General features: G+C 34.0%; 23 protein-coding genes. 6 read left to right on the forward strand and 17 right to left on the reverse strand.

The genetic code is table 11. From position 1 onward, the window contains the following. Nucleotides 1-13 precede the first annotated feature (13 nt). Nucleotides 14-319, reverse strand: coding sequence for a GIY-YIG nuclease family protein (locus AC5LWZ_RS10760; RefSeq protein ID WP_493463682.1), 306 nt, complete (start codon nucleotides 317-319; stop codon nucleotides 14-16). 268 nt (nucleotides 320-587) lie between these two features. Here AC5LWZ_RS10760 and AC5LWZ_RS10765 point away from each other — a divergent pair, with 268 nt between their 5' ends. The 6 genes from AC5LWZ_RS10765 (at nucleotide 588) to AC5LWZ_RS10790 (ending at nucleotide 7,724) form a co-directional block, all read left to right on the forward strand. Further along, nucleotides 588-1,292, forward strand: a complete 705-nt coding sequence (locus AC5LWZ_RS10765) for a lipopolysaccharide core heptose(II) kinase RfaY (protein WP_110447202.1) — start codon at nucleotides 588-590, stop codon at nucleotides 1,290-1,292. A gap of 187 nt (nucleotides 1,293-1,479) precedes the next feature. Then, nucleotides 1,480-2,064 carry a hypothetical protein gene (locus AC5LWZ_RS10770; protein WP_493457118.1) on the forward strand — a complete coding sequence of 195 codons (585 nt, stop codon included), beginning with the start codon at nucleotides 1,480-1,482 and terminating at the stop codon, nucleotides 2,062-2,064. 682 nt (nucleotides 2,065-2,746) lie between these two features. Then, entirely contained in the window at nucleotides 2,747-4,042 is a 1,296-nt protein-coding gene (locus AC5LWZ_RS10775; RefSeq protein WP_493463683.1) for a 2-hydroxycarboxylate transporter family protein, read from the forward strand. Nucleotides 4,043-4,156: 114 nt separating this feature from the next. Further along, on the forward strand, nucleotides 4,157-5,314 hold the full coding sequence (locus AC5LWZ_RS10780; RefSeq protein WP_110447199.1) for an NAD(P)-dependent malic enzyme: 1,158 nt from the start codon (nucleotides 4,157-4,159) through the stop codon (nucleotides 5,312-5,314). Nucleotides 5,315-5,488: 174 nt separating this feature from the next. Next, nucleotides 5,489-7,048 (forward strand): DcuS/MalK family sensor histidine kinase, encoded by a 1,560-nt coding sequence (dcuS, locus tag AC5LWZ_RS10785; protein ID WP_493463684.1) that lies wholly within the window; start codon nucleotides 5,489-5,491, stop codon nucleotides 7,046-7,048. Nucleotides 7,049-7,052: 4 nt separating this feature from the next. After that, nucleotides 7,053-7,724 carry a response regulator gene (locus tag AC5LWZ_RS10790; protein ID WP_493463685.1) on the forward strand — a complete coding sequence of 224 codons (672 nt, stop codon included), beginning with the start codon at nucleotides 7,053-7,055 and terminating at the stop codon, nucleotides 7,722-7,724. Between the two features lie 64 nt (nucleotides 7,725-7,788). On the opposite strand, the gene yfbR is transcribed toward AC5LWZ_RS10790, so the two are convergent. From yfbR to rsmH, 16 genes are all read right to left on the reverse strand, one after another. Beyond that, a complete protein-coding gene (yfbR, locus tag AC5LWZ_RS10795; protein WP_110447196.1) occupies nucleotides 7,789-8,382 on the reverse strand; it encodes a 5'-deoxynucleotidase in 594 nt (197 codons plus the stop codon). An 80-nt stretch (nucleotides 8,383-8,462) separates the two neighbouring features. After that, complete coding sequence (gene lpxC / locus AC5LWZ_RS10800) at nucleotides 8,463-9,377, reverse strand: UDP-3-O-acyl-N-acetylglucosamine deacetylase (RefSeq protein ID WP_110448021.1); 915 nt, start codon at nucleotides 9,375-9,377, stop codon at nucleotides 8,463-8,465. 66 nt (nucleotides 9,378-9,443) lie between these two features. Then, a complete protein-coding gene (gene ftsZ, locus AC5LWZ_RS10805) occupies nucleotides 9,444-10,592 on the reverse strand; it encodes a cell division protein FtsZ (RefSeq protein WP_110447195.1) in 1,149 nt (382 codons plus the stop codon). 80 nt (nucleotides 10,593-10,672) lie between these two features. Next, nucleotides 10,673-11,926, reverse strand: coding sequence for a cell division protein FtsA (gene ftsA, locus AC5LWZ_RS10810; RefSeq protein ID WP_110447194.1), 1,254 nt, complete (start codon nucleotides 11,924-11,926; stop codon nucleotides 10,673-10,675). 21 nt (nucleotides 11,927-11,947) lie between these two features. Next, nucleotides 11,948-12,781 (reverse strand): cell division protein FtsQ/DivIB, encoded by an 834-nt coding sequence (locus AC5LWZ_RS10815; RefSeq protein ID WP_110447193.1) that lies wholly within the window; start codon nucleotides 12,779-12,781, stop codon nucleotides 11,948-11,950. Between the two features lie 14 nt (nucleotides 12,782-12,795). Continuing rightward, a complete protein-coding gene (locus AC5LWZ_RS10820; RefSeq protein WP_493463686.1) occupies nucleotides 12,796-13,704 on the reverse strand; it encodes a D-alanine--D-alanine ligase in 909 nt (302 codons plus the stop codon). Nucleotides 13,705-13,706: 2 nt separating this feature from the next. Continuing rightward, a complete protein-coding gene (gene murC / locus AC5LWZ_RS10825) occupies nucleotides 13,707-15,155 on the reverse strand; it encodes a UDP-N-acetylmuramate--L-alanine ligase (protein ID WP_493463687.1) in 1,449 nt (482 codons plus the stop codon). A 142-nt stretch (nucleotides 15,156-15,297) separates the two neighbouring features. Beyond that, nucleotides 15,298-16,350 carry an undecaprenyldiphospho-muramoylpentapeptide beta-N-acetylglucosaminyltransferase gene (murG, locus tag AC5LWZ_RS10830; RefSeq protein WP_198200845.1) on the reverse strand — a complete coding sequence of 351 codons (1,053 nt, stop codon included), beginning with the start codon at nucleotides 16,348-16,350 and terminating at the stop codon, nucleotides 15,298-15,300. Then, nucleotides 16,350-17,501 carry a cell division protein FtsW gene (gene ftsW / locus AC5LWZ_RS10835; RefSeq protein WP_198200847.1) on the reverse strand — a complete coding sequence of 384 codons (1,152 nt, stop codon included), beginning with the start codon at nucleotides 17,499-17,501 and terminating at the stop codon, nucleotides 16,350-16,352. The genes murG and ftsW overlap by 1 nt, the downstream gene beginning before the upstream one ends. Then, nucleotides 17,498-18,832, reverse strand: a complete 1,335-nt coding sequence (gene murD / locus AC5LWZ_RS10840) for a UDP-N-acetylmuramoyl-L-alanine--D-glutamate ligase (RefSeq protein WP_493463688.1) — start codon at nucleotides 18,830-18,832, stop codon at nucleotides 17,498-17,500. The genes ftsW and murD overlap by 4 nt, the downstream gene beginning before the upstream one ends. A 24-nt stretch (nucleotides 18,833-18,856) precedes the next feature. After that, the gene (gene mraY, locus AC5LWZ_RS10845) at nucleotides 18,857-19,939 is read right to left on the reverse strand and encodes a phospho-N-acetylmuramoyl-pentapeptide-transferase (RefSeq protein WP_065578128.1); all 1,083 of its coding nucleotides are present in this window, start codon (nucleotides 19,937-19,939) and stop codon (nucleotides 18,857-18,859) included. A gap of 4 nt (nucleotides 19,940-19,943) precedes the next feature. Further along, nucleotides 19,944-21,308 (reverse strand): UDP-N-acetylmuramoyl-tripeptide--D-alanyl-D-alanine ligase, encoded by a 1,365-nt coding sequence (gene murF / locus AC5LWZ_RS10850; protein WP_294910197.1) that lies wholly within the window; start codon nucleotides 21,306-21,308, stop codon nucleotides 19,944-19,946. Then, entirely contained in the window at nucleotides 21,305-22,852 is a 1,548-nt protein-coding gene (gene murE, locus AC5LWZ_RS10855) for a UDP-N-acetylmuramoyl-L-alanyl-D-glutamate--2,6-diaminopimelate ligase (RefSeq protein WP_493463689.1), read from the reverse strand. The genes murF and murE overlap by 4 nt, the downstream gene beginning before the upstream one ends. A 13-nt stretch (nucleotides 22,853-22,865) precedes the next feature. Further along, nucleotides 22,866-24,644 carry a peptidoglycan glycosyltransferase FtsI gene (gene ftsI, locus AC5LWZ_RS10860; RefSeq protein WP_198220933.1) on the reverse strand — a complete coding sequence of 593 codons (1,779 nt, stop codon included), beginning with the start codon at nucleotides 24,642-24,644 and terminating at the stop codon, nucleotides 22,866-22,868. Continuing rightward, on the reverse strand, nucleotides 24,644-25,024 hold the full coding sequence (ftsL, locus tag AC5LWZ_RS10865) for a cell division protein FtsL (protein ID WP_110447185.1): 381 nt from the start codon (nucleotides 25,022-25,024) through the stop codon (nucleotides 24,644-24,646). Before ftsL ends, ftsI begins: the two co-directional genes overlap by 1 nt. Then, a complete protein-coding gene (gene rsmH, locus AC5LWZ_RS10870) occupies nucleotides 25,017-25,952 on the reverse strand; it encodes a 16S rRNA (cytosine(1402)-N(4))-methyltransferase RsmH (RefSeq protein ID WP_110447184.1) in 936 nt (311 codons plus the stop codon). The genes ftsL and rsmH overlap by 8 nt, the downstream gene beginning before the upstream one ends.

A 25,952-nucleotide genomic window follows, 5' to 3' on the forward strand; every position in this document is an offset into this window, starting at 1 on the left:
ACAACCAATAATATTAAATAGTTTTCATATTTAGAAAAATAAATAATTCATTGAGGCTTGGAGAGATAGAAACTAGCTTTTCTTTTTGAATTTTGGTTAACTGTTTAATACGATATTCTACTTTCAACGCAGTTGATCTATCGCCAACACTTAGTTGATAGACGATAGCAAGATCCTTGTGCCCTTTTAGATGTTTTGCCCCTTTCCCCATTTGATGTTGATGTAATCTTCGAGTAACATCAGTAGTGATACCAGTATATAAAGATTGTTTTGCGGTTCTTATGATATATAAAAACCACACAGCAGCTTTGGTTTGCATAAAAAATAGTCGCTGTTAATAATAAACAGATCATATCATTAAGTTAATTTTTATAAATAGTTAAATCTATTTTTTCTATTAAACTAACTAGGTTACTCACTTTACTAAAATTTGCTTATATTAGTTTAGTTGAAAGGCTTTAAAACTATTTAATATTCTGCTTATTTAACTTCGAAGTATGTATTAATAACTGTCAGTGATTGATTTACTTTAAGTGGGATAATGTTTAAGATAGCTTAATTTTTTATCTCGCTTAGGACTACAAAATTTGAATAACTTTGCAAAAATTATTGAAATTGAACGCGGCAATATAAAGTTTGCCTATGTGCAAAATGATGAAATCAATTATTTAGACCTTTTTGACCAATTTCTGGCTGAAGAAGGACATCATGAATTACTTGATCCAAGTGATAGAATTGAGCGATATACTTATTTGATCAATCATGAGAAAACTAAATTCATTTTTAAAATTGATGGTGGTGTTGAACATCGTTTAGAACGCCGTATTATAGCCAAACTCACTGGTGACTTTTATTTCAATTTAATTCATAAGCTAGCAAAAATATCATTGGACAAATGTGATATAGCTTATGAACTTTATCTAGTCGCATTTGATAAAGTGACTAAACGCCATTATATGATTTTTAATTTTATTGAAGGCCGATCATTAAAATGGGAAGAAATGGCAACCTATGGTGAACAAATAAAAAACTGCATTGAGAAATTACATAGTTATAATTTAGTTTCCAATGACATTCATGGTGGAAATTTTATTTTAACACCAGAAGGAACAATCAAAGCGATCGATTTAACTAACTCTGGTTTTATTTGGCTTACCAAAGCTAATGATGCTATTGAGTTGCGTGAACGTTTTGGTATTAAAATTAAAGTACCAGTTATAGCAATGACAATAAAAAAATTCACCCATGGTTTTAAACGATTATCACGAAAAATTCGTGGTAAAAAAGACTAATAATAAAATTGAGAGAAAAACTAATTTCTCTCAATTTCTCGCCAATATTATTATTTTAATTTTATGTAAAACAAATTACTGACTAATTTTTAATACTAAAAAATATTTATATTTTCATCTTTTAAATACTAGTAAATCCTTGTATAACCAGCTAGAATTAAACAAGTTAATCAAGCTAGGATGAGATATGAGAAAGTTAATTGGTTTTACTGTTTTAGTAATGTTACTAACTGGCTGTGCTTCTCAAAAGATGCAATCAATCTATCAAGCTCAAGGAGTAGAAATTGCCCAAAATGCTGACGGTGTTGATATAATAAATAAATATAGTATTTCTCGTCCTATTACTGTTCTTCATTCTTCATTATCAGTTTGTATTGCCCAAGAACTTGATAACAGCCCTGTGGTTTTAAATAGCGACAACTATTTGGGGTCTGCATGGTGGCCATACTATAATATGCCTACGCAACAAGCCATTACCATCAATGGTGGTGATACCATCAAATTAGTTGAGGGTAATAATATTGTTGCCAATGCGGTTACCGATTATCAATCACAATCTAAATACTTTATCAGTTATACCTTAACAACTACTCGTAATGCTAAAAATATTCATTATTTATTTAGTAACATCAAACAAGCTCAACAACATACCGGATCGATCGCTAATGATGGATTTCAAAATGTAAAAACGCTAGAAAGATCACATCCAGATTTAGTTATTGATGCACTTAATAAAGAAGTCGATAAAATTCAAGCTTGCTTATTACGCTAATCCTCACTCCTTCCTTAAAAAATTTTTGAGGAAAGGGGTTAGGAAATATAAAATTAATACTAAATTTTGTTGATTTTTTAAATATTATCAAAAAAGTTCAATAAATTATTAATGTAAAAATGGATATGATTATTGAAGTAATTTTTGAAAAATTACTTTTGGGAAATTAGTCAAGTTATAAATGATAAAGCAGACTTATTCGAGATATTTATTCATTAAATTGTAAAATGATAAAAAGCGATTTATTAAATACTAGACCTAGCAGAAAGTTATATTTCTCTTTTAATTACATCAAATGGACTACAACTACACTTCCCCATTATTTTTCCATGAATTCTAAATTAGATATTCATTTGCTGCAAAGCAAATAAAGCCCAAATAGCTTAATAATTAATCTATAAAAAATTAAGGAACAAGTTTTGATATACCTAAAAGGGGCAAAAATTAAGGATTGGTTGATTTCATTAGCTTAATGAATATAAGAGCATCCTAATAAATTAGTCATTACTAATTTTAGTATTTTAAAAATTGTTTAAATATAAATGTCTTTATAAATCAATAATTATATTAGTAACATACTTACATTAATTACAAAATTAGTTAGATAACTTTCTTATTCTTCTGATTTATATCTACCTAACTATACTGCTTATGTACTATAAAAACATAAAGAGGTTTAGTTATGAGCATACTTCAAGATATAAAAAAAAATAAGATGTATATAGGTTCTCTCCCCCTTCCTATATTTTTAGTTTGTTCCATTATAGTTATTATTGCCGCCCAACTGGACATGCTACCAAAAACATTAATTGGTGGTTTTGCCGTGATATTACCTTTAGGTTGGTTTTTGGGAACTGTCGGACAAAATATTCCATTTTTCAAAAAATTTGGAGCCCCTGCTATTCTGTCATTAATCGTTCCTTCATTATTAGTTTACTATGGTGTATTTGACGAAAATACCCTATCGGCGACAAAAATGTTAATGAAAGAATCTAACTTTTTACTCTTTTATATCGCCAGTTTAGTATGTGGTAGTATTCTTGGTATGCATAGAGTCATTTTAGTTCAAGGCTTTATTCGCATGATGATCCCGATGTTATTAGGAATGTGTTTAGCAGCACTAGTTGGTGTAGCTGTCGCTGTAGCTTTTGGTGATACTTGGGAACACGCCTTTTTCTATACTGTTTCACCAGTAATGGCTGGAGGAATTGGTGAAGGTGTTTTACAACTTTCTAATGCTTATAGCAATATCCTAAATCAAGATTATGATAGTTTCGTTAGTGCATTAATTCCAGCTACAGTAGTTGGTAACTTTTTTGCAATTACCTTTACAGCCATTATGAGCAGAATTGGTGAAGTTAAACCTCATTTAAGTGGTCATGGTCAATTGGTAAAAATTGAGTTTGATGGATTAGCTGAAGCATTAAAAGATGATAAAACGCCACTTGATGCTCGTTCAATGAGTGGTGCAGTAATGATTTTAGCCACTTTATTCATTTTTGGAATGATTTTAGAAAAAATGATTCATTTCCCTGGTCCTGTTTTAATGATTATTGCTACTGCAGTAGTTAAATACTTCCGTTTATTACCAGAAAGTGTAGAACGTGGTAGCCAACAATGGTACAAATTTATTTCGGGCAATTTTACTTTCCCTTTAATGGCTGGATTAGGTCTACTTTATATCGATTTAGCCAGTGTAGTTAATGTATTAACTATCCCGTATTTCATTACCATTATCGCTATTGTTTTTACTGTTTCAATGACAGGATTTGTCTGCAGCTTCTTCTTAAAAATGTATCCTGTTGAAGCATCTATTATTTCATCTTGCCAAAGTGGTATGGGCGGGACTGGTGATGTCGCCATACTTTCCACAGCAAATAGAATGAACTTAATGCCTTTTGCTCAGGTCGCAACCAGATTAGGAGGAGCTTTGATGGTGATATGTACTACAGCACTAATGCGTTATTTACATATGTAAATTTATATAAAATAGAGTTAATTAAGTTATAAAAAGTTTTAGACAAATTATTACGTTAATTTAATCTTACAAAATATCTAACATATATTTAATATATTTAAAAAGGTAAATATTATGACAACAGTACAAGAAAAAGCATTAGCAATCAGTAAGCAAATGCATGGTAAATTTGAAACTCATTCTAAAGTGCCTGTTAACTCAATGGCAGATCTTAGTGTTGCTTATACACCTGGGGTTGCCGCAGTGTGTACTGAAATAGCTAAAAATCCTGAATCAGTTTACGAATATACGAGTAAACGTAATTTAGTAGCTGTTATTACAGATGGTTCTGCTGTATTAGGTTTAGGAAATATTGGACCAGAAGCAGCTATTCCAGTAATGGAAGGAAAAGCAATTTTATTCAAACAATTTGCTAATGTTGATGCAATACCACTATCAATTAATACACAAGATCCAGATGAGTTAGTTAAACATATTGCTGCATTGGCTCCTTCATTTGGTGGAATAAATCTAGAAGATATTAGTGCACCAAGATGTTTTGAAATTGAAAAAAGATTACAAGAAATATTGGATATACCTGTTTTCCATGATGATCAACATGGCACAGCAATTGTGGTATTAGCAGCACTATATAATGCCTTAAAAGTTGCTGGCAAATCGATAGAATCAGCTAAAGTTGTGATTAATGGCGGAGGAGCAGCTGGTTTAGCAATCGCCGATATGTTATTAGCTGCTGGAGTCTCCGATCTTAAAATTGTTGATAAAATTGGCATATTATCTGAAGATGATACTTCGTTACCGCCTCATCATTTAGCTATGGCGAAAAGAACCAATAAAACTAAACAAAAAGGTACATTAGAAGATGCAGTTAAAGGTGCTGATGTATTCATTGGTGTATCTGCGCCGGGAGTACTGAAACCTGAATGGGTTAAAACAATGGCCGAAAAATCGATTATTTTTGCTATGGCAAACCCTACACCAGAAATATTCCCTGATGAGGCCAAAGCTGCAGGTGCTTATATTGTTGGAACTGGGCGTAGTGATTACCCAAATCAAATCAATAATGTGTTAGCGTTCCCTGGCATATTTAGAGGAGCCTTAGATGCTAGAGCAAAAAATATTACATTAGCCATGCAACTAGCCGCAGCCAAAGGATTAGCTAATATCATTACACCAGAAAAACTTTCAGTAGATTGCATATTACCTAATGCTTTCGAACCCAATGTAGCGAAAGTTGTTGCTGAGAGCGTCAAAAATGCAGCAAAACTGTAATGATAACTTGAAAATAAATTAGATTAACTAAAAAACCTACTAATAAATTTATTAGTAGGTTTTGCCTGTTAATCAGTTAATATAGTTAGACGTTTATTTTTTATATATTAAATGATAATGAGATACCTATTTAACAAATTACCATTGAAAGTTAAGCTAATAAGCTTAATTTGTTTGGTTTTTATACTCTCAGTTATTGCACAAAACATTTATATTATTCATGTAGTCAATAACGAATATCTTATTAATTCTCGACAACGTGTAGAAAATATTGCCAGTATTATCTCAACCTCTCAGACTATCATTGATGAAATACAAAATCCTACTTTACAAAATATCACCGCCATTCAGGCAACCACAGAGCAAGCTAGGACACTCACTCAAACCGATTTTATTGTTATATTCAATATGCAAGGTGTTAGATACTCACATCCAGATAAAAATAAAATAGGCCAAACTATAGTAGGAGGAGATGAACAACGAGCGTTAAATGGTGAGTCTTATACTTCAATCGCAAAGGGTACGTTAGGGGATTCTGTTCGAGCATTTAAACCGATCATGAATGAAAAACATCAACAAATAGGTGCCGTTTTAGTTGGTCAGACGTTGCAGAAAATTAATCATTTAGCATCGAGAACAAGCCAACCGATTTGGTTATCCTTATTTGCCTCGTTAACTATCGCCATTATTTTAGCCTACTTGTTATCCCATAATATCAAGAAGATCCTGTATGGTCTTGAACCAATTCAAATGGCTCAGTTATTTGCAGAACGAAATGCAATTATTAGAACAGTAAAAGAAGGGATTGTCGTTATCAATCGCAACGGTTTAATAACCCAAATTAATGATGAAGCGATTAGAATTTTGCGTATAGATGATGATAAAGAAAATATTATTGGCTTACCTATTAACAATTTCATTCCTAATACTCGTCTACATGAAGTGATGATGAGTGGTAATGCTGAATATGATTGTGAACAAAATATCAATGGAGTGGTAATACTCACCAATCGAACACCTTTATTTGTTAATGATGCTTTAGTCGGAGCCATTGCCTCATTTAGAGATATGACAGAGGTTCGTAAATTGGCGGAGAATTTAACAGGGGTAAATCGATATGCTGACGCCTTACGTTCACAATCACATGAATTCAATAATAAATTACATGTTATTTATGGTTTAGCTTTCAATGATAATAAACAAGAATTAATGGATTACCTTGAACAAATTATTGGCAATCAACAGGCTGAATCTCAACTTGTTAGTCAATATATAAAAGATCCCATTATTGCCGGTTTTTTAAATAGTAAGTTTAGTCGAGCACGGGAATTAAATGTTACGTTAGAGTTCAATATTGATGGTGTTTTAGCCCCCATAACAGACACTTCTGTTATTCATAGTTTAGTCACAATACTTGGTAATTTAATTGATAATGGGTTGGATGCTGTACAGTTTTTAGATGATAAACAAATAAAAGTAAGTTTGGTCATAGATAACTCTAATTTTGAAATAGAAATTAATGACAACGGAGAAGGTATTTCAGAAAAAGATATTCAATATATTTTTCAAAAAGGCTATTCGACTAAAGGTGATAACCGTGGCTTTGGACTCTATTTAGTATTGGCTAGTATTGATGAATTAGATGGGCATATACAATTATGTGATCTTAATAATAAAAAAGGGACTTGTTTTAAGGTACTATTACCACTAAAAGAGATATATAGGAATAAATAAGCAAATGGTAGAAGTTTTAATCGTTGAAGATGATCCAATGGTGGCTCAATTAAATAAAAAATATTTACAAATGTTACCTGGTTTCAATTTGGCATCTGTTGTTAGTAATGGAGAACAAGCACTACATTTTATTCATGATAACCACATTGACCTGTTACTGCTTGATGTATTTATGCCAAAATTAAATGGTCTTGAATTATTAAAATACATTCGCATTAGTTATCCCAAAATAGATATCATAATGGTAACAGCAGCATGTAATACCAACGACATTCAGACAGCATTACGTTTAGGAGTCATTGATTACATAGTTAAACCTTTTACTTTTCAAAGATTTCGCACAGCCTTAATCTCCTATCAAGAACGAGTTCGATTGTTATCATCATCAGAAATACTAAATCAAGATCAATTAGATGATCGGATTTTTACCAAACACGTTAATTCTTCAACTAGGTTACCTAAAGGTATCGATTCACAAACATTACAATCAGTACGAGAGGTGATCGCTAATTATCAACAAGATTTTTCAATGAGTGATATTGTTGAATTAATTTCACTATCTAGAATATCAGTTAAGAAATATCTTGATTACTTAGAAGAACTGGGAGAGATAGAAAGTCATTTGACTTACTTACCAATTGGTCGTCCAGTAAAGCGTTATATTTATCAAAAATAAATAAGATATACCTTAATTTTTTATCTTACTATTTAATAAATTAGTTATTAAAAAATAGATAAAGCTATTTATCCATAGTGATTTCATCTAAAGATAAACTAAAACTTGGTACAAATATATCTAAAAAGTAATCCATTTCAGGACTATTGCGTTCAGATAATGTTTTTTTCAGACGTTGCTCAGCTAACTTGAATTCATTATTGCCAGCGCTAAGTTCTTCGATGGTTTTAAGGTATGCACACAAAGCATCTGCTTGTTTTACGATATTCTTTTCAGACTCATTATAATAATCATCATCAATTAATGATCTAAAATCATCTTGCAACTCTTTAGGCAACATATTAATGAGTTTATTTTGAGCTATTTTTTCAATTTTTTTATATTCAGATGTGATTTGCGGATTATAATATTTAGTTGGTGTCGGTAAGTCACCCGTCAATACTTCTGATGCATCATGGTACATCGCTAATAATGCGATTCGCTCAGGATTAACATTGCCATTAAATCTTTTATTCTTAATGATTGCTAATGCATGTGCAACAAAAGCAACTTGTAGGCTATGCTCAGATACATTTTCTGTTCTCACATTACGCATTAAAGGCCAGCGATTAATTAATTTCAAACGTGATAAATGAGCAAAGAAATGGCTATTATTCATGTTAATATCTCATAATTATAAAAATAAAAAACGCCTCCAATTCGGAAGCGTTAATAAAGCGATTATTCTCGTTTAATGATTTATGCTAGAACAAGTTGTTTAGTACCTAAAGCAACAGGAACACTTTGCTCTTCAGTAAATGTGACATATTCCCATGCATCTTGTTTCGCCAATAAAGCTTGCAATAGTTGGTTATTCAATGCATGACCTGATTTATAGCAAACAACTTCACCAATCATATTGTGGCCACTCATATATAAGTCACCAATGGTATCTAGCATTTTATGACGTACAAATTCGTCTTCGAAACGGAGACCGTCATCATTAAGAACTTTATAATCGTCAACAACAATCGCACAATCTAAACTACCACCTAAACATAAGCCTTTAGATTGTAAAGCTTCGATATCTCGCATAAAGCCAAAAGTTCTTGCACGACTAATTTGGCGAATAAAAGATTCAGAAGAAAAGTCCAGTTGGTAACGTTGCGAACTACTATCAATAGCCGGATGACGAAAATCAATAGTAAAATCTAAACGGAAACCACTATATGGTCGCACTTCGGCCCATTTATCACCATTTTCAACACGAACAGTTTCTTTTACTCGTAAGAACTTTTTCAATGCATTTTGTTCAGCAATTCCAGCATCTAGTAATAAATAGATAAACGGACTTGCACTACCATCCATAATTGGAATTTCCGGAGCATTTACTTCAATAATAATATTATCGATACCAAGTCCAGCTAATGCTGAATTAATATGTTCGACAGTTGAAATACGAACATTATCTTCATTAACCAAACAGGTACAAAGCATTGTATCTCGCACTGATTTTGCATCCACAGGGAAATCAACATACGGATTTAAATCTGTACGACGATAAATAACACCTGTATTTTCCGGTGCAGGACGTAATGTCAAAGTAACTTTTTTACCAGTATGTAAACCGACACCAGTTGCTTGAATTGTCTTTTTTAATGTTCTTTGTTTCACTTCGCACCTACTTTTTTTTATTTGTTACTATTGCATTAGACAATAATAAATCAAATAAGTTCAATACTAATTAGCCTGCTTACGAATAAATGCAGGAATATCTAAAATTTTACGCTCCTCAATAGGAGATACATCAGGTTCGTTTACAACCTTAGATATTGATGCTTCTTCTTGTTGTAAAGGCAAATGACTAGTTTGACCAAACAATGAGCCGTGATGAGCAGCTGGTTTAGTTATTTTAACTTCTGGACGTTTATCCATTCCAATACCTGTAGCAACCACAGTCACTCTAATCTCATCTGACATATCTGGGTCAAAAGTTGTACCCACAACAACAGTAGCATTATCAGAAGCAAATGCTCTTACGGTGCTACCTACTGTTTCGAACTCTTCAAGACCAAGGTCAAGGCCTGCGGTAACATTAACTAATACACCACGAGCACCTGATAAATCAATATCTTCAAGTAAAGGACTTGAAATAGCCATTTCAGCTGCTTCTTCAGCTCGATTATCACCAGTTGCACGACCAGAACCCATCATCGCATAGCCCATCTCTGACATGACAGTTCTAACGTCAGCAAAGTCAACGTTGATGTGACCAGGTTTAGTAATTAGTTCGGCGATACCTTGCACTGCGCCTTTTAATACGCCATTTGCTGCTGCAAATGCATCTAATAATTTAACGCCACGACCTAAAACTTTTAATAATTTATCATTTGGAATTGTAATAAGAGAATCAACATGTTTAGCTAACTCAGCAATACCTTGCTCAGCAAAAGCCATGCGTTTTTTACCTTCAAATCCAAAAGGTTTTGTAACTACAGCAACAGTTAAAATACCTAATTCTTTAGCAATTTCAGCAACAACTGGTGCAGCACCAGTACCCGTTCCGCCACCCATACCGGCTGCAATGAAGACCATATCGGCACCTTCAATCGCACTACGAATAACATCACGATCCTCTTCTGCTGAGTTTCTGCCAACTTCTGGATTAGCGCCAGCACCAAGTCCTTTGGTAACATTATTTCCGATTTGGATAGTTTGACCAACTTTTATTCTTTTTAATGCTTGTGCATCAGTATTTGCTGCAAAAAACTCAACGCCTTCAATATGTTCAGCAATCATATGCTCAACAGCATTACCGCCGCCGCCACCGACACCAATAACTTTAATGACAGCTGCTGGCTCATCATCCGCAACCATAGGCTCAAACATAACTTATCTCCAAATTTACGATCTAAGAACATTGTACAGATAACCAGCTACAATGTCTACGAAGTTATTAAATATATTAGCTAAAATTCTTTTTTGAACCAACCGGTCAAACGTTTAGCTATCCCTTTTAATGATGATTTATTGCTGTCTTTAGCATCATCATGTAATAAACTTTGTTTACCATAATGCAATAACCCTACAGTTGTTGAACAATATGGTTTTTGTACATAATCAGTTAATCCTGAAATATTTAAAGGTTGGCCAATACGCACTTGATTTTGAAAAACTTTTTCAGCACATTCAACCATACCTTTAATTTGAGCAGCACCGCCTGTTAACACAATCCCTGCTGCCAATTGATATTTAACATTCTGTCTTTTAAGCTCGTCTTGTAATACTAATAGCTCTTTTTGGACTAGTGATAAAAGCTCTGAATAACGAGGCTCAATGACATCAGCTAATGTTTGTCGCTGTAATGAACGAGACGGACGTCCACCCACACTTGGAACATCAATAACTTCATCTTTACCTACTAGTGAACCAACAGCACATCCATAACGAATTTTAATATTTTCTGCATCCATTGGTGGTGCACCAAATGCGTAAGCAATATCACTGGTAACAACATTACCAGCATAAGGAATAACTACAGAATGACGTAATGCTCCACCAGTATAAACTGAGACATCCATTGTTCCGCCACCTATATCTATGACGCAAACACCTAACTCTTTTTCATCATCAGTTAATACGGCATAACTCGATGCTAAACCAGAGAAAATAAGCTGATCAACTTTTAATCCACAACGTTCTACTGCTTTAACTATATTTCTTGCCATATCATTATGGCAGGTGACCAAATGAACTTTCGCTTTCATTCTTACACCAGATAATCCAATTGGGTTTTTAATACCTTCTTGTAAATCAATAGAGTACTCTTGGGCAATAACATGTAAAATTCTGTGTTCATCTAAAATACGCACAGATTTAGCGGTATGAACAACATTTTCAACATCTTCTGCTGTCACTTCTTCATCTGCAATCGGCACCATTCCAATTTCATTCTGACAACGGATATGTTTACCTGACAGACTTAAATAAACAGAAGATATTTGGCAATCAGCCATTAATTCAGCTTGATCAACGGCTCGTTGGATTGATTTAACCACTGATTCAAGATCGTTCACACCACCTTTATCAACGCCTTTTGATGGACAATGTCCAACACCAATAATGTTGACAATACCATCAGGAAGAACTTCACCAACGAGGGCAAGAACTTTCGAGGTGCCAACTTCAAGTCCAACAACCAATTTTTTCTCTGTTGCTTTCATACTTCAGCCTTTGTTTATTCCTTATTGAGAGATTTTTTCTCGTTGCACTGAAATACCATTTTCATAACGTAAATCAGCAGCCGTTATTTTTTCACCATCGGGTATTCTTGACTGAATTTCTGGAAATAATTTGATAAATTGTTGATAACGTTGTTCTATTTTTTCACTACCTAATATCAATTTTATTTCCTCATTTTCAGAACATAAATCAACTTTACATTGCTTTACCATTAATTGCCATGCATTACGTTCATCCGATATTGCCGCCTGAATTGTCAAAGTAGATTTATTATTAGCCCATTTTTTAGAGATATCCTCTAATCTAAAATAAGTTTCTAACATTGACTTGGCTTTACCTTCAGGACTATAAAGTCTCGGCAATGATAAATCTTTCAAACGATCCAATGGCACACTAAAAGTACTACCATTTTTATCAAGTAAATATAAATCATTCCAGTAAAACGCAGGTTTATATTCTTCAATGTATACAATCAACCTGTCGGGCCACTGTTTACGAACACTTGCTTGTTTTACCCAAGGATATCGCATAATTTCTTGCTGAATATCATCAACATCTTGGCCAATATAAGTATTTGGTAAACCTAATCCCAGAATTGCTTGTCTAAGATCATCTTCTGTCGTATAAGTATAATCACCACTTAAGGTCAATTGTGATAATACCATCTGATCAGGATCTTCCATCCAATCTTTAATACAATTGACAGCCCATCCACAAATAACAACTATTACAAGTAAGAACAAAAAGCCTAGCATTTGTTCTGTATTGCGAAAAACAAGCAACTTTCTTCTACTCTGGTTTTGATGTTTATGCGCTGCTTGTCGGACTTTTTTCATAAAAATAAAGCCAATTAAATGGTTGCTAATTGTAAAATACGGTTAACCAAATCACTGAATGACCAGCCATATTCTTTTGCCGCCATTGGAACCAAGCTATGATCTGTCATGCCTGGAGCAGTATTTACCTCAAGCAAATATGGCTTTTCATTTTCATCAAACATAATATCGACTCGTCCCCAACCTCTACATCCTACGGCTTTATAAGCGTCTAATGCCAATTTACGAATTTCTTGCTCTTTAGCATCACTTAATCCACTTGGACAAAAATATTGGGTTTTATCTGACAAATACTTTGCATCATAATCATAAAAATTAGTAGCCGGTTTAATGTAAATTGCAGGTAAAACATCTTCACCAACAATGGCTACAGTAAACTCTGGACCAGCTAAAAATGATTCGATCATTACAGTATTATCATATTTAAAGGCAATATCAACAGCTGCTTTTAATTCATCTGCTTGATTAACTCTTGACATACCGACACTTGAACCTTCATGGCTAGGTTTAACAAACAATGGTAAGCCAAGTTGTTTAATTATATTATCAACATCAATTGATTGTGATTTATCAACCATTACATAATCAGCAACAGGTAAACCAAGTGATTTCCACACTAGTTTGGTTTTTAACTTATCCATAGTTAATGCTGAGGATAAAACATCACTTCCGGTATAAGGAATATTTTGATAAGTTAAAATAGCTTGGGTAATACCATCTTCACCACCTCGTCCATGCAAAATAACAAATGCTTTTGAAAAACCATCTTGTTTTAAATTAGTTATACAATACTCTTTTGTATCAACAAGATGAGCATCAATACCATTTGCTTTTAATCCTGCTAGAACAGCTTGTCCTGATTTTAGTGATACTTCACGTTCAGCAGAGGTTCCTCCATACAATACAGCAACTTTATCAACCATTATTATAAAACCCCTTTTGAAAATAATTGGCTGCCAGCTAATTGACGGGCAATCCGACCAACACTACCAGCGCCTTGTGTTAATAACAAATCTCCACCTTGTAATATTTCTTTCATAATTTCCGGTACAAGATCTAAATCTGAAACATAAATTGGATCTACCTTTCCTCTATTACGAATTGAACGACAAAGTGAACGACTATCAGCACCTGCAATAGGTTGTTCTCCGGCAGAATAAACATCTAACATCACTAATGCATCAACTTGAGAAAGTACTTGGGCAAAATCATCAAATAGATCCCTAGTTCGTGTATATCTATGTGGTTGAAATAACATAACTAAACGCCGATCTGGCCAGCCATTTCTAGCCGCTTGAATTGTTGCATTAACTTCACTAGGGTGATGTCCATAATCATCAACCATCATTATATCTTTATCTTTGCCGTAAGGAAAAATACCTAATAGATCAAAACGTCGACTAGTACCGGCAAATTTAGCCAGCGCGCGTACAATTGAATCATCATCAATACCATCCTCTGTTGCCGCAATAATCGCTGCCGCAGAATTTAAAGCATTATGTTTGCCTGGAGCATTCAATTCAATGTGTAAATCATCTCTATCTGGACGGCAAACGGTATAATAGCTAACACCTCTTTCTTGGCGATAATTTTTAATTACAACATCGGCTTCTTCGCTAAATCCATAGGTGATAATTTTACGACCAACCACTGGTAATAACTCGCGATTAATCGGATCGTCATAACACATTACGGCTAAACCATAAAAAGGAAGATTGCGTAAAAAAGAGATAAAGGTTTGCTTAAGATTTTCTACACTTCCTTGATAGGTATCCATATGGTCAGGTTCGACATTAGTAACTATAGAGACCATAGGCTGTAAATGTAGAAATGAAGCATCACTTTCATCCGCTTCAGCAATAAAATAACGGCTACTACCTAGTCTAGCATGTGTTCCTGCCGCTTTTACTAATCCACCATTAACAAAAGTTGGATCAAGTTTAGCTTCTGCATATATAGAAGTAACCATTGCTGTAGTGGTTGTTTTACCATGGGTACCAGCGATAGCAATACCATATCGAAAACGCATTAACTCAGCTAACATTTCAGCTCTTTGAATCACTGGTATCCGAGCCTCTCTAGCTGCAATAACTTCTATATTATCCTGAGAAATCGCCGAAGAGATAACCACAACACTAGCACTCAGGACGTTTTCAGCAGCATGACCAATGACAATTTTAGCGCCTAATGTTTCTAAATGCTGAGTTACAGGATTTTCAGCAATATCTGAACCGCTAATTTGATATCCTTCATTAGCAAGAACTTCAGCAATACCGCCCATGCCCGCGCCACCAATACCAACAAAATGGATATGTTTGACTCGTTTCATTTCTGGAATGATTGCTCTTAATTCAGCTAATTCCTTAGTATTCACACTTAAACCCCTAACTAGTTAGTTACTTCTTGTTTAGTATTTGGTATTTAAAAATTTATTGGACAATCATTTATCAAACAAATTAAGATTAAATATTAAACACATCAACAAGACAATTACTTAAAATTATATATAAAATTCACTATTTTACCACCGAAATAAGCGTTTCGGCTACTCTTTCCGTCGAATTTATAATTGATAAACTTTTTGCTTTAATAGCCATTTCAACTAAATCTTCGCGACTCAAATGTTCAAGTAACGTAAATAGAGAATCAACATTGAAATCTGGTTGTTCAATTATCTTTGCCGCACCAATATCTGCTAAAGATTTCGCATTCCAAAATTGTTGGCGATCTTTATGCATAAATGGTACAAAAATAGCTCCAATACCAACAACTTCAATCTCACTTACAGTTAATGCTCCACTACGGCAAATTACGATATCAGCCCAATCATAAGCTTCTTTTACATCTGTTATAAATTCTGTCACACGATTATTTGTCATATCATAATGCTGATATGATTTAAGTACTTCATCTAACATACCTTTTCCTGTTTGATGCCAAACAACATACTTATCAGATAATCTTGTAATTACTTGAGGTACAACGTCATTAATGACCTTAGCTCCTTGACTTCCGCCCATAATCAAAACTCTAATTAGGCCTTGTCGATCTTTAAATCTTTCGCGTGGTTCTTCAATTGTTAATAAATCACTACGAACAGGATTTCCAACAACTTCTGCATTAGGAAATGCTGTTGGAAAAGCTTGTAAAACTCTGGTCGCAATTTTAGCTAAGGATTTATTAGTTAAACCTGCTATACCATTTTGTTCATGTAATACAACTGGAATACCTAGAGATTTAGCCGCAATTCCTCCCGGTCCGGAAACATATCCTCCCATACCTAAAACGACATCAGGACGATAATTTTTTAAGATCTTTCTTGCTTGCAAAACCGCTTTTAATATTTTGTAAGGCGCCTTTAATAAGGCCATTTTACCTTTTCCTCGTAAGCCTGATATTTGAATAAAATCAATATCAATACCATTTTCTGGCACTAAATGTGCTTCCATACGATCAGCAGTGCCTAGCCATCTCACTTGCCAACCTTGCTTCATTAAATAATGAGCAACGGCAATACCTGGAAATACATGACCACCTGTTCCACCTGCCATGACTAATAATTTTTTCATTATTTTATCGACCTTATTCTTGCTTGAGTTTGTTGTTGTCTAAACTCAAAATCTATTCTCAGTAATATTGCAACCGCAATACTCATCACAATAAGGCTTGAGCCTCCATAACTAATAAACGGCAAGGTTAAACCTTTTGTCGGTAACATACCGGAGGTGACACCGACATTAACAAAAGATTGAAATCCAAACCAAATACCAATTTCACAAGCCAAATAGCCTGAAAATTGGGAACCTTCATTCAAAGCTCGATAACCGATTGCTAATGCTTTAAAAGTTAAAAAGAAGAGTAATAACAATAATGCAGCAACACCAATATATCCATACTCTTCTGAAATAATTGAGAAAATAAAATCGGTATGACATTCAGGTAAATAACGTAATTTAAAAATAGAATTACCAATGCCTTGTCCAGTAATACCACCATTACCAATTGCCATTAACGATGCAACTAGCTGATAACCAGCACCAGTTGCATCTTGCCACGGATCAAGAAAAGTCATTAAACGTGTTAAACGATAAGACTCATATAAAATAAGGCAAACTACAGCCCCAACTCCAGTTAGTAAAATCGCAATAAATTGCCATAATTGAGCACCAGCAATAAACAAGATGCCTATTGTTACCATGAATAATACAATTACAGTACCTAAATCAGGTTGTTTGAGTAACAAAATTGACAAAACCGCCATAACAACCATAGGTTTAAAAAAGCCCCAAAAGCCGCTTTGGACTTCTTCTGACTTACGGGCTAAATAACCAGCTAAAAATAAAAATAACGATAATTTAGAAAGTTCAGCTGGCTGAAAATTAAAAACACCTAATGGGATCCAACGAGACGCACCGTTAATTGAAGAGCCAATCCCTAAAACAACTATCAACATAACAATTGAAAGAATTAATAAAACTGATCCAAATTGTTGCCAACGTTGCATCGGAATATATAACGTTATACACATTAAAAAGAGCGACATTCCAATTTGAATCAACTCTCGTTGCGTATAGAAGAATGGATCACTCTCATTAAACGCCATTGATGAAGATGTCACCATAATTAAACCAAATACCATTAAACCAATTACAGTCCAAAGTAATTGGTTATCAAATGGAATATTTGGATTCACTTGTTTTTTTATCCAAAATAATGTCATTCATCACTCCTTGAACCGTACTGTTTGGCAAGTTGTGCAAATAGATTTCCACGCTCAATATAATTTTTAAATTGGTCTAAACTTGCACAAGCCGGTGAGAGTAATACAACATCATTTGCGACTATTTTTTTAGCTATACACTGCATGGCTTCGGACATAGTTAGCGTAACAGTTGTGATTTCAGGAGCTAAATTTGCTAGCAAATCTCGATCTCGGCCAAAACAGAAAATTTCGATATTCCTACTTTTTAAATAAGGAATCAAAGGGGTAAAGTCTGCTGATTTACCATCGCCACCTAACAATAAAAATAGTTTTCCATTACATATAACACTTTTCAATGCCGCTTCGGTACTACCTACATTAGTGGCTTTAGAATCATTAATCCATTTGACATTATTGCTATCAAAGACTAATTCAAAACGATGTGGTAAACCTTGAAAATTAGAAATTGTTTGTAAGCTTGAATCACGTGGGATCTGTAAAGTATCAGCAATAGCTAAGGCTGCTAATGCATTCAGATAATTATGACAGCCGATTAGTTTCATTGATTTAGTTGATAAAACAGGCTGATTTTTTACAATTAAATGTTCATAATTCTCATCTAAATGATAGTCTCCACTATTTAATCCAAATGAGACACAATGGTGTTGTTTACCAGACGGTTTAGTCAATTTATCATCATAGTTAATAACACAACATTTTGCATTATGATAAATTCGTTGTTTCGCTTCAGTATATTGCATCAATCCTAGTGGATAACGATCCATATGGTCTTCAGAAATATTCAAAATCGTTGCCACAGAAGCTTGTAAACTTGATGTTGTTTCTAATTGAAAACTTGATAGTTCGAGAACATAAACATCACAGTTTTGTTGCAATAATGATAAAGCGGGTTCACCAATATTGCCACCCACACCAACTTTTATATCCGCGGCTTTTACAATATCACCAACCAAAGTTGTGACAGTCGTTTTACCATTTGCCCCAGTAATAGCAATAACTTTTTTATTTTTTTGTTGATTGACTTCACGGCAAAAAAGTTCAACATCGCCAATAATCTCAATACCGAGTTCTGCTGCTTTTTGTAATTCAGGTGTAGATAAAGCAATACCAGGACTGGCAATAATCAAGTCAGCTTCAAACAACCAATCAGTATTTAAATTACCTAAATGATACCTAACACGCTCATCTAGTTGTTCTAATCCAGAAGGAGAGGTACGAGTATCAATTACTTTTGGTATAACATTTTGAGCAAGAAAATAGTCAACGCAGGATAATCCTGTAATACCTAATCCGATAATAACAACTTTTTTACCTTGATAATCAACCATGATTTAATCCTGCTCTAATATTCTTTAGCGTAATTTCAAAGTTAATAACCCAATTACCACTAACATCAGTGAAATAATCCAAAACCGAACAATAACTCTTGGTTCAGGCCAACCTTTTAATTCATAGTGATGATGAATTGGTGCCATTCGAAAAATTCGTTTCCCTCTTAATTTAAAGGATCCTACTTGTAAAATTACAGATAAGGTTTCAATAACAAAAATACCTCCCATAACTAACAATAAGAACTCTTGTCTAAGTAAAACAGAAATAATGCCAAACACACCACCTAAAGCTAATGAACCGACATCGCCCATAAAGACCATTGCCGGATAAGTGTTAAACCATAAAAAACCAAGGCCAGCACCAATAATTGCAGTACAAACAATCATTAATTCACCACTAAATTTAATATATGGAATATGTAAATAGGCAGCAAAATTAACATTACCAGTTGCCCAAGAAACAAGTGCAAAACCAGCAGCAACAAAAACTGTTGGCATAATTGCCAATCCATCGAGACCATCAGTCAAATTCACTGCATTACCAGCGCCAACTATGACGACATAAGTCAGTAAGATAAACCACAACCCTAATTGTGGCATCACATCTTTAAAGAATGGGACAACTAGAACTGTAACAGAACTATCTTTTCCATAAGCATAAAGACCAAAAGCAACAATTAATGCAATAACTGACTGCCAAAAATATTTCCATCGAGCAATTAGGCCCGCAGTATTTTTGCGTATAACTTTTAAGTAATCATCTGCAAAACCAACAATTCCATAACCAAGTAATACAAATAATGTTACCCAAACATAAGGATTTCGCAGATCAGCCCATAAAAATACTGAAATTGAAATGGAGGCCAATATAAGCGTCCCCCCCATTGTTGGTGTTCCTTTTTTACTTAAATGAGATTCCGGACCATCATTACGGATAACTTGACCAATCTGCAATTTTTGCAACCAATCAATGACTTTTTGCCCCATAATTAGCGAAATAGTCAATGAAGTTAATAGCGCTAAAATAGCCCTTACCGTAAGATAAGAAATAACATTAAAGAAAGTAAAATATTTAACTAAATATTCTGATATCCACACCAACATAATTTTAATCCCGACCTATTTTTGTTTGAATTTCCACGATAAGATCTTCCATTTTTGCACTACGTGATCCTTTGACTAACATAGTTAAAGTTGGATATAGACGTAGTAAGTTTAATAAATAATCTACAGCACTTTGTTTATCAATAAAATGATGACCAACACCACTAAATTGACTGATTAATTCACTTAACTGGCCGACACTAACAACACAATCAATATTTTGTTGTTTAGCTAACTCGCCGATTTGTTGATGATAAATGTTTGCATCGTTACCCAATTCAGCCATATCACCAACGACTAATACTTTATATCCGGGCTGTGTTGCTAAAACATGAATAGCAGCAGACATTGAGCCTACGTTAGCATTATAAGAATCATCCCAAATTAACTGTGTTTGATTTAACCTAACAGGATACAATCGTCCTTTTACCGATTTTGACGCAGCTAAACCTTTTTTAACCTGTGTTAACGTTGCTCCTACAGATATTGCTAAAGCAGACGAAGCTATGGCATTTGATATATTATGCTCACCAACTAATGGTAAGGTAATTTCACTATTACCAATTGGTGTATGTAATGTGAAAGTAGTCTGATCCATAATTTCAATATTACTAGCATAAAAATCAGCAGCAGAATTATGTATCGAAAAGGTCCAGACAGTTTTATTTTTGAGCATAGCTAACCATTTATCAGAACAACTTTCCAAATTAATAATTGCAATTCCGTTATCAGCTAATCCTTCAAAAATTTCACCTTTAGCTGTTGCTACACCATCAAGAGAACCAAATCCCTCAATATGCGCCAAAGCTATATTATTAATTAGTGCACTGTTTGGTTTAACTAAGCGTGTAGTATAAGCAATTTCACCTATATGATTAGCACCTAACTCAACAACCGCAAATTGATCTTGCTTCTTTAATCGTAGTAAAGTTAGTGGCACTCCTATATCATTATTAAAATTACCTTGAGTATAAAGAGTCTCACCACATTGTTGTAAAATATTGGCAGTCATTTCTTTGACGGAGGTTTTGCCCGATGAACCAGTTAACGCAACAAATTTTGCTGAACTTTGATCTCTTACAAATTCAGCTAGTTGACCTAATGCTATATAAGTATCATTGACCACTATTTGAGGAATATCATCATCGATTTTACGATTTACAATTACCGCAATAGCACCATCGTCAATAGCTTGTTTAGCAAATAAATGACCATCAAATTTTTCACCTACCAATGCAATAAATAGTGATTGATCAGTAATTTTTCGTGAATCAGTACAAATTTCATTAATAGCCAATTCTTCATCTGGAAGATGATAAGATGTACCATTGACGATTGTTGCAATTTGTTTAATAACTAAAGGAATCATGATAGATTCTCTACTCCTAAAATCTGTTTTACCGTTTCTTGATCTGAATAATGATGCTTGGTTTTACCAATAATTTGGTAATCTTCATGTCCTTTTCCGGCGATTAAGATAACATCATCAGGTTTAGCCTGAGCAAGCGTTTCTCGAATAGCTGTAACTCTATCAGTAATAACTTGTATATTTTTAATATTGCTTAAACCTTGCTCTATATCATGAATAATTTTAGTCTCATCTTCAGTACGTGGATTATCATTTGTTAATACAATTTTATCAGCAAATTGTTCCGCGACTTCGGCCATTAAAGGTCTTTTACCGGTATCTCTATCGCCACCACAACCAAAAATCACCCATAATTGGCCTTTACAATGAATACGACTTGCTTGTAATGCTTTTTGTAATGCATCTGGGGTATGTGCATAATCAATAATGACTGTTGGACTATTTTTTACATGTATAACTTCCATACGACCACAGATCGGCTTAAGATATGATGCCATATTAACAACAGCAAAAAATGGATAATCAAGAGTCAACAAGGTTGCGATTGCTAACAGTACATTTGATACATTAAATTCGCCTAATAATCGGCTGTGAATAATAGCATTACCCCAACTCGATTCCATATGAATTTTGGCCCCTTTATCATGATATTCAATCATTGATACACCAACATAGGTTTTATCTAATGTTTTTAAACGGCGCAATGATTTAGGCTGACATGACACAACCGTAACACTTGATAATTTATCTATCCAACGCCGTCCGTATTCATCATCATAATTAATAATTGATTTACCTGAACTAGCAACTTGCTTTTCGTGTTCATCACCGTTGAATAATGACCATTTTGCTTTAGCATATTTATTCATGGTTTTATGATAATCAAGATGATCACGGCTTAAATTAGTAAACACTGTTGCCGCACAATTTAGTGCTTTTACTCGATTCATCGCTAAACCATGGGACGAAATTTCCATGGCGACAACTTGAACTTGTTGCGTAACAAATTCGGCTAAAGCTGATTGAACTTCAATAGCAGATAAAGTCGTATTTACTGAAGGTTCAAGTTGATTATAAATACCATTACCTATCGTACCCAATAACGCAGCTTTTTGATTTAATAAAGTTACACATTGTGCGATAAGCTGAGTTACCGTTGTTTTACCATTAGTTCCAGTTACACCAATAACCGATAAATTTTTAGATGGTGAAAAATAAAAATCGTTTGCAATTTTTGATAATTTTTGAGAAAGCTGAAATATACTAATTTGTGGAATAACCTTCTTATTTTTTTGTTTAAGATAATCAATTTTCAAATCATTTGATTTTCTATTTGTTTCAATTAGAACTACAGCAGCCCCAGATGAGATAGCTTGCGGAATAAAATCCCGACCATTAACGGTATACCCTTTAATAGCAATAAAAACATCATCTTTATTTACTTTTCGACTATCAATTATCAAATGATTAAGTGAGAAATCATCTATTTCCAGATCACTCCCACCTAATAATTTATATAACGTTTTAAATGTGTTTGTTGCCATTATTTGTTACCTACTAATATACGATCATTTGGCCATCTACTTGGCGATCTGGTTTAACGTTCATTGTTCTAAGAACGCCCCCCATAATTCGACTAAAAACAGGTGCGGAAACAGAGCCTCCATAATATTGCCCTGCTTTTGGATTATCAATTACCACAACTAGTGAATATTTTGGCCCTGTTGCCGGTGCAATACCTGCGGTATAAGCTAAATACTGGTTGACATATCGACCACCAGCTAGTTTTTTAGCTGTACCCGTTTTAACGCCGACACTATATCCAGGAACTGAGGCTTTAGTTCCGCCACCGGTTACGGCTACAGCTTCCATCAATTGCACTACAGTTTTAGCTATTTTTTCGCTTACAACCCGTTTACCTTCTACTGGTTCGTTCACTTTCAATATTGAAACTGGTCGATAAACACCATAGCTACCAATAGTTGCATAAGCTCTCGCCAATTGTAATGGAGTTACGCTTAAACCATAACCAAAAGAAAATGTTGCACGCTCTATATCAGCCCATTTTCTTGTTCTATCGGCAGCAATAGAACCACTAACTTCACCACCTAAACCAAGTTCTGTTGGTTGACCTAAGCCAAAACGACTATAAAACTCAACCAGATCACCTGATTGCATTTGTAGTGCTAATTTACTTACCCCTACGTTACTTGATTTTTCCAAAATACCAGCCAAATTTAGTGCTTTTTGATAAGAGACATCTTTTATTTCATAGCGGTTAACTAAAAAAGGTCTAGTATCTATGATAGTGTTCAAGTCGGCTATTTTCTTTTCTAATGCAGCCATAACAACTAAAGGTTTAACTGTTGAACCCGGTTCGAATGCATCTGTTATGGCCCGATTTCGTAACAAATTATAATCAATTGAAGTTCGATTATTTGGATTATAGGATGGACTGGTTGCCATCGCTAAAATCTCACCAGAATGAACATCGATCAAAACAGCTGTACCACTATCAGCTTTATTAAATGCTACTGCTTGGCTAAGCTCGCTATAAACTAGCGACTGTAAACGCTCATCAATGCTTAACGTTAAATCAGAGGCAATTTCACTTTCTGTTCTTTCGAGCTCCTCAATAACACGACCAACTCTATCTCGTCTAACTATACGTTGTCCCGATTCTCCAATAAGCCATTTATTAAAACTTTTTTCGATACCTTCAGAACCTTTTTCAGTACCGTTCTCATCGATATCAGTTAAGCCAATTAATTGGGCAATATTTTCTGCTGCAGGGTAATAACGTTTTGAAGTCTTAGCAAACGATATTCCAGGTAATTTTAATTTTTTTAAATAATCCGATATGGTTGGTGTAATTTGTTTAGATAAATAAACAAAACGCATCGATGGATTACTCAATTTTTGTTCTAATGTCGATATTGGAATATTTAACGTTTTCGCTAATCCTTGCCAACGAATATCATTGGCATCAACACCACCTTTTTGCACAACTATTTTCGGATCAGCCCAAACATCATACATTGGAACGCTAACGGCCAAAGCTCTTCCATTACGATCAGTAATCATAGCTCTCGGCGCACTCATTTCTTGATGACGAATTGAACGTTTATTGGCTTCAGCAATAAGTTTATCGGGTTCTATTATTTGTAAAACAGCCAATCTCACCAACAAACCAATAATTGCTAAAATAATAAAGCCATATACAAGGTAGAATCTATTAAGCGTAAAAACTTGTTTTTTACTGTTTAATTTATTCCCTTTATTCGATTTCGTATTAAGTCTTACGTTATCTTTTTTATTTTTATTGGCAAACTTCATTATTTACTCTTTATCACAATAACGGTTTCATTTTGTGGTGTCACATAAGACATTCCTAATTGATTTTTAGCTTTTTCTTCAACCCGTTTGGGATCTGCAAGAACATTTTCTTCAATAACTAAATTACGCCATTCACTTTCTAATACATCTTGTTCAAGCAATAATTGTTCACGTTCAAATAATTGTTTACGTACCTGCTGAGTAGTTATTAATACAGCACCAGCAGAAATAATAATAAGTAACAATAACAATAATGAAATTTTTTGATGGCCAAGCAAATCATTAAGGATTAATCCAAATAAACTTTTGCTTGGTCTTTTTTGATTGTGTATTTCTACATCAGTTCTATTGTAAATTTCATTGTTTTGATTACTATTCATTTTTCCTTTCTGCTACCCTTAATATTGCGCTACGTGAACGCGGGTTACCATATATTTCATCATTACTCGGCTTAATTTTGCCAAGTGATTTTAGTTTAGCATTACCATATTGTTTAATTTGTTGTTCTGTTAATGGTAACCCTGCAGGTAAATCTGGGCCTTTACTCTGTTTATTAATAAATTGTTTTACAATTCTGTCTTCTAAGGAATGAAAACTAATCACAGCCAGTCTGCCTTGATTAGCCAATATCGATAAACTGCTATTTAATGCTTGTTCAACTTCCTCTAGTTCACTATTTATGTAAATCCTAATAGCTTGAAATGATCGTGTTGCAGGATGTTTATTTTTATCTTTCTTCGGAGTCGCTTTTTCAATTAAACTCGCTAACTCTAAAGTTCGAGTGATTGGTGCCACCTTATTTTGCTCAACAATTGCACGTGCGATACGTTTAGCAAATTTTTCTTCACCAAAAGTTTTTAATACCCATGCAATATCATTTTCATCACTATTTAGTAACCACTCACTTGCAGTTACACCTTTATGATTATTCATTCGCATATCAAGTGGTCCATCTCTCATAAACGAAAATCCTCTTTCTGGATCATCTAATTGAGGTGATGACACACCTAAATCTAACAAAAAACCATCAACGCTGCCTAACAACCCTAATTCATTAATATATTGATAAACATTAGAAAACTCACCACGAATAAAAGTAAATCTAGGATCATTTATCTTAGCTGCTGCTTGTTCAGCTCGCTCATCACGGTCAATTGCAATTAGTTTCCCTTTATCCCCTAATTGTTCGAGGATCAAACGAGAATGACCGCCACGACCAAAAGTCCCATCAACATAAATACCGTTTTTTTTTAAATTCAATGCCGTTACAGCTTCATTTAACAAAACTGTTTTATGTTGATAATCCAT

This window comes from Gilliamella sp. LMG 34362 (genome assembly GCF_984569125.1).

Bases quoted from the DNA above. Each gene is read 5' to 3' on its own strand.
- AC5LWZ_RS10820 (WP_493463686.1), bottom strand. From the start codon at position 13,704: ATGGTTGATAAAGTTGCTGTATTGTATGGAGGAACCTCTGCTGAACGT.
- AC5LWZ_RS10775 (WP_493463683.1), top strand. From the start codon at position 2,747: ATGAGCATACTTCAAGATATAAAAAAAAATAAGATGTATATAGGTTCT.
- ftsZ (WP_110447195.1), bottom strand. From the start codon at position 10,592: ATGTTTGAGCCTATGGTTGCGGATGATGAGCCAGCAGCTGTCATTAAA.
- AC5LWZ_RS10790 (WP_493463685.1), top strand. From the start codon at position 7,053: ATGGTAGAAGTTTTAATCGTTGAAGATGATCCAATGGTGGCTCAATTA.
- rsmH (WP_110447184.1), bottom strand. From the start codon at position 25,952: ATGGATTATCAACATAAAACAGTTTTGTTAAATGAAGCTGTAACGGCA.
- AC5LWZ_RS10815 (WP_110447193.1), bottom strand. From the start codon at position 12,781: ATGAAAAAAGTCCGACAAGCAGCGCATAAACATCAAAACCAGAGTAGA.
- ftsA (WP_110447194.1), bottom strand. From the start codon at position 11,926: ATGAAAGCAACAGAGAAAAAATTGGTTGTTGGACTTGAAGTTGGCACC.
- murE (WP_493463689.1), bottom strand. From the start codon at position 22,852: ATGGCAACAAACACATTTAAAACGTTATATAAATTATTAGGTGGGAGT.
- AC5LWZ_RS10780 (WP_110447199.1), top strand. From the start codon at position 4,157: ATGACAACAGTACAAGAAAAAGCATTAGCAATCAGTAAGCAAATGCAT.
- mraY (WP_065578128.1), bottom strand. From the start codon at position 19,939: ATGTTGGTGTGGATATCAGAATATTTAGTTAAATATTTTACTTTCTTT.
- ftsL (WP_110447185.1), bottom strand. From the start codon at position 25,024: ATGAATAGTAATCAAAACAATGAAATTTACAATAGAACTGATGTAGAA.
- yfbR (WP_110447196.1), bottom strand. From the start codon at position 8,382: ATGAATAATAGCCATTTCTTTGCTCATTTATCACGTTTGAAATTAATT.
- murG (WP_198200845.1), bottom strand. From the start codon at position 16,350: ATGAAAAAATTATTAGTCATGGCAGGTGGAACAGGTGGTCATGTATTT.
- ftsW (WP_198200847.1), bottom strand. From the start codon at position 17,501: ATGACATTATTTTGGATAAAAAAACAAGTGAATCCAAATATTCCATTT.
- murD (WP_493463688.1), bottom strand. From the start codon at position 18,832: ATGGTTGATTATCAAGGTAAAAAAGTTGTTATTATCGGATTAGGTATT.
- ftsI (WP_198220933.1), bottom strand. From the start codon at position 24,644: ATGAAGTTTGCCAATAAAAATAAAAAAGATAACGTAAGACTTAATACG.
- AC5LWZ_RS10760 (WP_493463682.1), bottom strand. From the start codon at position 319: ATGCAAACCAAAGCTGCTGTGTGGTTTTTATATATCATAAGAACCGCA.
- murF (WP_294910197.1), bottom strand. From the start codon at position 21,308: ATGATTCCTTTAGTTATTAAACAAATTGCAACAATCGTCAATGGTACA.
- AC5LWZ_RS10770 (WP_493457118.1), top strand. From the start codon at position 1,480: ATGAGAAAGTTAATTGGTTTTACTGTTTTAGTAATGTTACTAACTGGC.